Genomic DNA, 8,745 nt, shown 5'->3' with positions numbered 1-8,745 from the left:
TAGCTTGAATCATGGTTTTCATCGTTAGCTGACTTTTCCGACTAAAATCTTTTTCAGGATGAAGCACAAACTGGTTTGCGGTGGAAACGATGTCGTTAATACTATCAAGTAAATGAGCTTTAATCTGATCTAGCATGACTTTTCCCCTTTTATTTTTAGTGTAACATAAAAAATAACCCACCACAAAATGTGATAGGTTAGCTAACTTAATGACATTGGGCTTTTTGCCCAGCCTCTTGAAATTTTATTTGTAAGAGACGATTCCGAGAATGACATCGACAGCTTTTTCCATGGTTTCGAGGCTGACGAACTCGAAGCGACCATGCATGTTTTCACCACCTGCGAAGATATTTGGCGTTGGAATGCCCATGAAGGAAATCTTAGAGCCGTCTGTTCCTCCGCGAACAGGTTCAATTAGTGGCTTGATACCTAGATTTTCCATGACGTCTTTAGCAATGTTGATTGGGGTCATGTCTTTTTCGATGATTTTCTTCATGTTGTAGTATTGGTCATGTAGGTTGACAATGACACGTGGAGTGTCAAAGTTGGCATTCATCTTTTCAGCGATGTCCAACATGAGCTGTTTGCGGGCAAGGAAATCCTCTTCCTCGAAGTCACGGATGATGTAGGTGGTAGAAGCAGTATCAACACTACCTTCTATGTTCATCAAGTGGAAGAAGCCTTCATAACCTTCAGTTTTTTCAGGACGGTCTGCTTCAGGAAGGGCATTGTGGAAATCAATAGCCATCTGGAAGGCATTGATCATCTGGTCTTTTGCTGAACCTGGGTGGACATTGCGTCCTAGGAAATCAATCTTGGCACCTGCTGCTGAGAAGGTTTCGTACTGGAGTTCGCCCAGCGGTCCACCGTCCATAGTGTAGGCAAAGTCCACATCAAAGTCTTCTACATCAAACTTGTCTGCTCCGACACCGATTTCTTCGTCAGGACCAAAGCCGACACGGATTTCACAGTGCTTGATGTCAGGGTTTTGGACTAGGAATTCCACCGCTGTCATGATTTCTGCAATTCCTGACTTGTCATCAGAGCCTAGCAAGGTGGTACCGTCTGTGGTAATCAGTGTTTGACCGTGGTAGTTGGCAAGTTGTGGGAAGTCTTTTAGATGCAATTCGTAGCCAGAAGTTCCCAGGGCAATTGGGTTGCCGTCGTAGTTTTCGATGATCTGAGGATTCACACCTTCTGCGTTGAAATCCGCCGTATCCATGTGGGCGATGAATCCAATCTTACGCGTCAAACTTGGGTCGTTGGCAGGCAGTGTTCCCACAGCAAAGCCGTTTGGTAGGTAGTGGACATTCTGTAAGCCGATGCGTTCCATTTCAGGCAAGAGAATGTTTTGTGCAAACTCGACTTGGTTTTGGGTAGAAGGAGTGGTTGTCGAATTTTCATCTGAGCGAGTATTTTCTTTGACATAGACCAAGAAACGGTCTAAGAGTGTTGGGTATTTCATAGTGTCTCCTTATTTGTTCAAAATATGTTTTTCAATGGCTTTGGCAACGCCGTTGTTTTCATTGGTGTCTGTGATGTCCTGGGCAATCGCCTTGACCTGCTCGTTAGCGTTGCCCATGGCAATACCAAGTCCAGCAAATTCAATCATTTCCAGGTCGTTGTTGGCATCTCCCATAGCCATGATTTCTTCTGGGAGGATACCGAGGCGGTCTGCCAGTTTTTTCAAACCAGTTGCCTTGCTTGCACCGTTTGGTAAAATTTCCAACAGATAGTCCTGTGAACGAACAGTGGAATAGCCTCGGCTGAGTACAGGATTGTGTTGATTTTCAAAGGCATCAATATGCTCTTTTTCACCGACGAACATGGCTTCAAAGAAGCGATGCTGACCTGACTTGGCTTCTTTTAAATCAATTGGTTGAGGAGTCATTCCTACCAAACCTGCGTCCAAATTAACGCGTGCATTGGCTTTTTCTGCAAGAACGAAGTAGTCTTCCTCGTCAAAGAGAGAAATTTGCACATCATCATTTTCAATAAAAGTGGAAAGATAATCAATATCAGAGATAGATAGTTCTTCCCAGTCAATCAGGCTCCAATCCTTTGTCGAATGGGTTGAACAGCCGTTATTGACAATGATAAATTCTTCCTCGGTGTCAAAGCCGAGCTGCTCTACGAAAGGCTTCACACCAGCCAAGGGTCGACCAGTACAGAGAACAATCTTGACGCCCGCTTCAACAGCCTGATGAATGGCATCAATCTGTGGCTGCATCAGCTCTTTTTTCTCGTTTAAGAGGGTTCCGTCCATATCAAGAGCGATTAGTTTAACCATATAAACCTCCTTGTTTTCAATACATCTAGTATAGCATAAAATGAGAAAGGAATGATTGAAATATTAAACTCTGTTCTATATTGTAAAATAAATTGGGTGGCGGATAGATGAAATGAAAGTGTAAAAAATAGAAGTGTTTCAAAAATGACAATGTTCATTATGTGGCAGGAAAGTCTAACATTGCTAGGGGATATAAAACATGGAGTATGAGCCATATAAACAAAGGTAAGGACTGTCTATGAAAGATGTTATAAAAAATAATTCAGATTTCAAGATACCGTTGTTCGATTCCCTGGAGTGAATAGCACCCATGCTTGATCATGATTAAAGAATAGAGACAATGGAAATATCGGTTATGGACCAGTATTTTTTGGTATAATAGGGGAATAGAAGAGGAGTTATGTATGAAGATTAGTGTTCAGAAAGAGTCCGAGATGTACCTGTTAACTATTTCCTACACTGTTCCAGCTAGTTTGGCAGAAGCTTGGGACTTGTTGGCGACAGATAGTGGTTTTGCCCGCTGGTTTCCACAGTTAAACATTGTAGGAAATACGCTGGTTTTTGAAATGGAAGGATTCCGTGAAGTTATGGATTTACTGGAATATCGAAAAAATGAGAAAATTGCCTACACGTAGGATTCAGCAATAGTTTCATTTACACTGTCTCAGCTAGAAAATCAGACCTTGATTACTTTTGAAGAACGAATTCCAGAAGATTTTGGTAATGAATTTGCGAATGCTCAAAAAGACATGACAGGCTGGTTGGTGCAAAATGAATGTATCAAAAAAGTCTTAGAAGGTCAGGAGCCGCCTGTACGTCACCCCTTGCAGGAAAAGTGGAGGACTTTTCTGGAGTTTGAATTAGAAGGTCTGTGATTTGAAAGGAGGCTGTTATGAAAAAGTGGTGGGAACAACTGAAAGAAGAATATTATGAAACACGGTTTGATTCTAATGAAGATTGGATGGAATGGTTTATCAAACGGAAGATGACCTGGGGATGGAGATGGCCGACTGCCATAACGATTTTTGTCCTTTGGGCTCTATCGCTTCCAGATGCTAGAAATGCGGTTCGTTTCTTTTATTTTTTATTGGCGCTGGGAGTAGCTACGGTTTTACATAAATTAATATCTTATTTGAAAAGAAGAAAGTGAGAGCATATGCATCAAATTACTTGCCCACATTGTGGGACGGCCTTTCAGGTCAATGAAACAGAATATAGTCAGCTTTTAGCCCAGGTGCGTGGTGCGGAGTTTGACAAGGAAATCCATGAACGATTGGAGCGGGAACGAGAATTATTAAGCCAGAAGGCTGAAAATGATTTGCAGGCTAGATTGAGTGATAAGGATAAGGAGATTCTGGAACTGACCGCAAAACTTGATAAATTTGCTAGTCAGACGGAACTGGAGATCAGCTCTGCTATTTCCCAAAAAGACCAAGAAATCCAAGAGCTTAAGGCTCAGTTGGGGCAAATCGGTCTTGCCAAGGACTTGGAGTTGCAGCAGGCGGTAGCTCAGGTGGAAAAAGAGCGGGATGCAGCACAAAATGCTTTGGTTTTGCAGGAACAAAAGCAAGAGTTAGCCCTGGCGACCACTCGTCAGGAGTACGAAGTACGGCTCAAGGCGGCGGATGAGCAGGTGGAATTTTACAAAAACTTCAAGGCCCAGCAGTCTACTAAGGCGATCGGTGAGAGCTTGGAGCAGTTTGCTGAGGCGGAGTTTAACAAGGTTCGTTCCTATGCTTTTCCTCGTGCCAAATTTGCGAAGGACAACGAAGTATCTGCGTCCGGTTCAAAAGGAGATTTCATTTTCCGTGATTTTGACGAGTCGGGCTTGGAATTTATTTCCATCATGTTCGAAATGAAAAACGAGGCAGATACGACCAAGACCAAGCATAAAAACGCTGATTTCTTTAAGGAGTTGGATAAGGACCGTCGGGAGAAAAAATGCGAATATGCTGTATTAGTCAGCATGTTAGAGGCGGACAATGACTATTACAATACAGGGATTGTGGATGTTAGTCATGAATATGAGAAGATGTACGTTATTCGACCACAGTTCTTTATCCAATTAATCGGAATTTTACGAAATGCCGCGCTTAATAGTCTGCAATATCAGCAGGAGTTAGCCTTGGTTAAGGAGCAGAATATCGATATTACTCATTTTGAAGAAGATTTGGAAATTTTCAAGAATGCTTTTGCAAAAAACTATCAATCGGCCAGCAACAATTTCCAAAAGGCTATTGATGAAATCGACAAGGCAATCAAGCGAATGGAAGCTGTCAAGGCAGCCCTAACTACCAGCGAAAACCAGCTTCGCCTAGCCAATAATAAACTAGACGATGTCTCCGTCAAAAAATTGACCCGCAATAACCCAACCATGAAAGCTAAGTTTGAGGCGTTGAGGGAGGAGGAAGATTAAGATTGAAAGTGAGAGTGGAGATATGGTGAAAGATAGAAAAATAATTTTGATTGATGGAGAGGACAAGTCAGAAAATATCGAATCGCTTCAATCGATTCGTTACAAAGGGAGGCTCTACTTTGAAATTTATTTTAAAAATAATGTCCAACCTTATCGCTACAATATGCAGAGAGTTGAGGTGCTGAAGTTTTCCAAACAGTTGAATCCTTCAGAGATAGGAGTTTATAGAAGGCAAGATGGGGTTTTATTAAATAATATTGAGTCAATTGTTGAATTCAATGGAACGCACTCACGAGCTTATATCATCCGCTACAAAAATGGCACTGGAAAATTATATATGGGGAGAGACCTAGAAATACGGCAAAATGAGTTGACACATTCAAATAGTCGTCATGTTTTTAGTTATTTGACAGAACTATCTAAGCTGAATCCTCTGAGAAACTCTGGGACTGATCAATTGCTCTTGTTAAAAAGGTATGAGGAATTGGATTACGTAGACAAAACAGTTGCTTTAGCGAGCTATCTAAGTCCCAGTAAGAAGAATAACTTGCCGCTTCATGGGGAACTGATTTTCCCTTTTGGTTGCAATAATAGTCAATATAAAGCAACAAAAAATGCCTTAATAAATCAATTTAGTGTCATTCAAGGACCTCCTGGAACTGGTAAGACACAAACGATTCTGAATATTATAGCTAATATAGTGATACGGAATAAGACGGTTCTAATTGTTTCTAATAATAATGCAGCCATTGATAATATTTACGAAAAACTGAAGAACTATGGTCTTGACTTTCCCGTGGCTTACCTTGGAAGTGAAAAAAATAAAAATAATTTTATTCTCAATCAGTATAGTATGTACCCTGATTTTTCTTCTTGGAGATTAAAAGATAATGGTATGGAAAGTCTTGATAAGGAATTAAATGAAAAGATTCGTAGGCTTCCTCGTATTTTTGAAATTCAGGAAGAAATGGCTAATCTGAGACAAGAACTCTCAGAACTAGAAACGGAATATCATCATTTCAAGGATTTTTTTGAGCACATAGATATATCGCCTATAGAATTAAACCTATATTCTGCTAAGAAGTTATTTAAGCTTTGGAATGAATTTGAGGAATTCTATAAAAAGAATAAAAGGTTAGGTTTAATTTTTAAGATAAAAAACTTTTTATTATATGGTGTTAAAAACTGGGAACTTTATAAACAAGAATTATCTGATTTGACAATACAATTTCAGAACCTATTTTACCAGCATAAACAAACAGAAATAAGGAATAAATTAGAAACTCTTCAAGAAGAATTGGTTCACTTAAATGGTACAGAAGTTTTAAACAATTTGACCAGTGATTCATCAAAGATTTTCAAAAATTTTCTAGTTAGTAAGTATGGGAATGGAAGAAATAGAGTACAGTTTACAAAGGAAGATTTAAGGGAACAATCGAAACGAGTTATTCTAGAATATCCTATTGTTCTTAGTACAACATTTTCATCAACAACAAGTTTAGGAAAGAATATTACCTATGATTATTTAATCATAGATGAAGCCTCACAAGTGGATATTACAACTGGGGCACTAGCATTATCCTGTGCTAAAAATGTTGTAGTTGTTGGAGATAGTAAACAGCTACCGCATATTGTCACAAAAGATGTCAAAGAAAGTAGTGCTCAGCTTTTCCATAAATACGGTGTTCATAGTGGTTATGAATACACAAACAGTTTTCTTCAATCGGTACTAAAAGTGATTCCGAATATTCCAGAAACGCTATTACGAGAGCATTATAGATGTCATCCCAAAATTATCAATTTCTGCAATCAAAAGTTTTATAATGGTGACTTAGTGATTATGACAGGTGATAAAGGGGAAAAAGATGTTCTTCAGGCTATTAGAACACCTAAGGGAAATCACGCTCGTGATCACTATAGTCAGAGAGAGATTGATATAATTCTGAAAGATGTTATTCCAAATTATGAAATCTATCGGGAGCGGACAGGAGTTGTCACGCCTTATCGAAAGCAGAAAGAGAAGTTGCAAGAGCAAATTGATGATTTGGAAAGCGATACAGTCCATAAGTTTCAGGGAAAAGAAAAAGATACGATAATCATCTCCACGGTTGATAACAGCATAACACGTTTTACGGATGATCCGTACTTACTAAATGTGGCGATATCAAGAGCTAAAAATAAATTATTTCTTGTCATGACTGGGAATGAGCAATCATTAGATAAAAATATTAGTGATTTATTGGGATATATACAATATAATAATTTTGAAGTAAGAGAGAGCCCTGTATATTCCATCTTCGATTACTTATACAAACAGTATGAGCAAGAAAAGGAGGAATATTTTAGAAAACGAAAACGGATATCGCGATATGATTCTGAGAATTTAATGTATCATCGGATTAGGGAAGTATTTATGAGCGATGAAAAATATAATAGTCTAGATGTTATACATGACTATAAACTGCATAATCTTGTGAAGGATTTTACTCGACTAACAGAAGTGGAAGCGAAGTATGCAAGGCATGGAAATACGCACCTTGATTTTTTGATAATCAATAGACTTACCAAAGCACCTGTACTAGCTGTAGAAGTAGATGGATATGCATTCCACAAAGGTAATTCTAAGCAGTTTGAACGTGATATTATGAAGGATAACATTTTGAAAAAATGCGACATCCCCCTAATCAGGTTTAAAACAAATGAGAGTCAGGAAAAAGAAAAATTGATTGAAATATTGGATGGATTACTAGGAAGATAGCAATGAACATGATGGCATTTTCCAATATTATAATGACAGCCACCCTGTTGAAGACATGATTTTCAAACGTACTCCGAGTCAGATTGGACGTCATGTGGAGCTCTGCCATCCACCCAAAATCTTAGACAAGGTCAAGAAGATTTTTGAATTGCTCCGCACAGGGCAAAAAGACCAGGTGACCATGTGGTTCAGGTCCGAGAGCATGGGCAAGTTTGTCTATGTGGTCTATAAGGCCGTGCGTGATGACCAGGGAGAGTTTCAAGGCGTCTTGGAATACGTCCAAAATATCCAACCATTTTTTGAAATTGACAGCGATTTTCATCGGGAAATTTAATCCAACCGGACCGCCCACAAGAGCGGTCCTTTGTGTTATAATGAGAACATGATTTCAGGAATTATTAATTTAAAAAAAGAGGCGGGGATGACCTCGCATGATGCAGTTTTTAAACTCCGAAAGATTCTGCAGGAGAAGAAGATTGGACACGGTGGGACGCTAGATCCAGATGTGACAGGGGTTCTGCCAATTGCAGTCGGCAAGGCTACTCGTATGATTGAGTTTATGCAGGACGAGGGGAAAATCTACGAGGGGGAGATTACCATTGGCTACTCGACCACGACAGAAGATGCATCTGGCGACCTTGTTGAGCGGACACCGGTTTTGGACATAGCAGAGCAGGTAGTTGATGAGGCTATGGCTAGTTTTGTCGGTACTATTACCCAGATTCCGCCTATGTATTCCGCCGTTAAAGTAAATGGTCGCAAGTTATACGAATACGCACGGGCGGGTGAAGAAGTCGAACGTCCCCAACGCCAAATTGACATATATGGTTTTGAACGTACCAGTCCTATTGAATCGGCAGATGATTGTGCACGATTTACCTTCCGAGTTCGTTGTGGAAAGGGCACCTATGTCCGTACTCTTTCTGTTGACTTAGGGGCTAAGTTAGGCTACGCCAGCCACATGTCTAAATTGGAACGAACTGGTTCAGCAGGAATGGACCTAGCGGACGCCTTGACTTTGGAAGAAATTTCTTTACTGGTAGCAGAAAATGATTTTTCATTTCTCCAACCTATTGAATGTGGTATCGGGGATTTACCTGTTATTGAATTGAATGAAGAACAGGTGCTAGATGCTACATTTGGTCGATTTGTAGAATTGAATGCAGAAGCAGAGCGTTTAGCAGGCTTTCATGATGGTCAGTTGATTGCTATTTTTGAAAAACGCGACCAGCTGTATAAACCAAGCAAGGTTTTGGTCTAAGAAATTTCTCAATAACTGTG

General features: G+C 39.8%; 8 protein-coding genes and 2 pseudogenes. 7 read left to right on the top strand and 3 right to left on the bottom strand.

From position 1 onward, the window contains the following. From ODU39_RS08405 to ODU39_RS08395, 3 genes and pseudogenes are all read right to left on the bottom strand, one after another. A pseudogene (locus tag ODU39_RS08405) lies at positions 1-136 on the bottom strand (IS4 family transposase); the annotation flags it as partial. 108 nt (positions 137-244) lie between these two features. Beyond that, positions 245-1,465 (bottom strand): peptidase T, encoded by a 1,221-nt coding sequence (gene pepT / locus ODU39_RS08400; protein WP_105256889.1) that lies wholly within the window; start codon positions 1,463-1,465, stop codon positions 245-247. A 9-nt stretch (positions 1,466-1,474) separates the two neighbouring features. Further along, positions 1,475-2,290, bottom strand: coding sequence for a Cof-type HAD-IIB family hydrolase (locus ODU39_RS08395; protein ID WP_044671162.1), 816 nt, complete (start codon positions 2,288-2,290; stop codon positions 1,475-1,477). A gap of 404 nt (positions 2,291-2,694) precedes the next feature. Here ODU39_RS08395 and ODU39_RS08390 point away from each other — a divergent pair, with 404 nt between their 5' ends. The 7 genes and pseudogenes from ODU39_RS08390 (at position 2,695) to truB (ending at position 8,725) form a co-directional block, all read left to right on the top strand. Continuing rightward, entirely contained in the window at positions 2,695-2,925 is a 231-nt protein-coding gene (locus ODU39_RS08390) for an SRPBCC domain-containing protein (protein ID WP_398580223.1), read from the top strand. A 48-nt stretch (positions 2,926-2,973) separates the two neighbouring features. Then, the gene (locus ODU39_RS08385) at positions 2,974-3,165 is read left to right on the top strand and encodes a hypothetical protein (RefSeq protein WP_398580222.1); all 192 of its coding nucleotides are present in this window, start codon (positions 2,974-2,976) and stop codon (positions 3,163-3,165) included. A gap of 17 nt (positions 3,166-3,182) precedes the next feature. Continuing rightward, on the top strand, positions 3,183-3,440 hold the full coding sequence (locus ODU39_RS08380; RefSeq protein WP_002940881.1) for a hypothetical protein: 258 nt from the start codon (positions 3,183-3,185) through the stop codon (positions 3,438-3,440). A gap of 6 nt (positions 3,441-3,446) precedes the next feature. Then, complete coding sequence (locus ODU39_RS08375; protein WP_099776121.1) at positions 3,447-4,706, top strand: DUF2130 domain-containing protein; 1,260 nt, start codon at positions 3,447-3,449, stop codon at positions 4,704-4,706. 25 nt (positions 4,707-4,731) lie between these two features. After that, positions 4,732-7,464, top strand: coding sequence for an AAA domain-containing protein (locus tag ODU39_RS08370; protein WP_398580220.1), 2,733 nt, complete (start codon positions 4,732-4,734; stop codon positions 7,462-7,464). Positions 7,465-7,474: 10 nt separating this feature from the next. Beyond that, positions 7,475-7,798 (top strand): annotated as a pseudogene (locus tag ODU39_RS08365) (PAS domain-containing protein); the annotation flags it as partial. Positions 7,799-7,849: 51 nt separating this feature from the next. After that, positions 7,850-8,725, top strand: a complete 876-nt coding sequence (truB, locus tag ODU39_RS08360; protein WP_398580224.1) for a tRNA pseudouridine(55) synthase TruB — start codon at positions 7,850-7,852, stop codon at positions 8,723-8,725. Positions 8,726-8,745 lie beyond the last annotated feature (20 nt).

This window comes from Streptococcus sp. 2021WUSS126 (genome assembly GCF_044427255.1).
In the GTDB taxonomy this organism is placed as follows: domain Bacteria; phylum Bacillota; class Bacilli; order Lactobacillales; family Streptococcaceae; genus Streptococcus; species Streptococcus hashimotonensis.
Note: the sequence above shows the minus strand (reverse complement) of the source record. Positions and strands in the feature narration are given on the sequence as shown.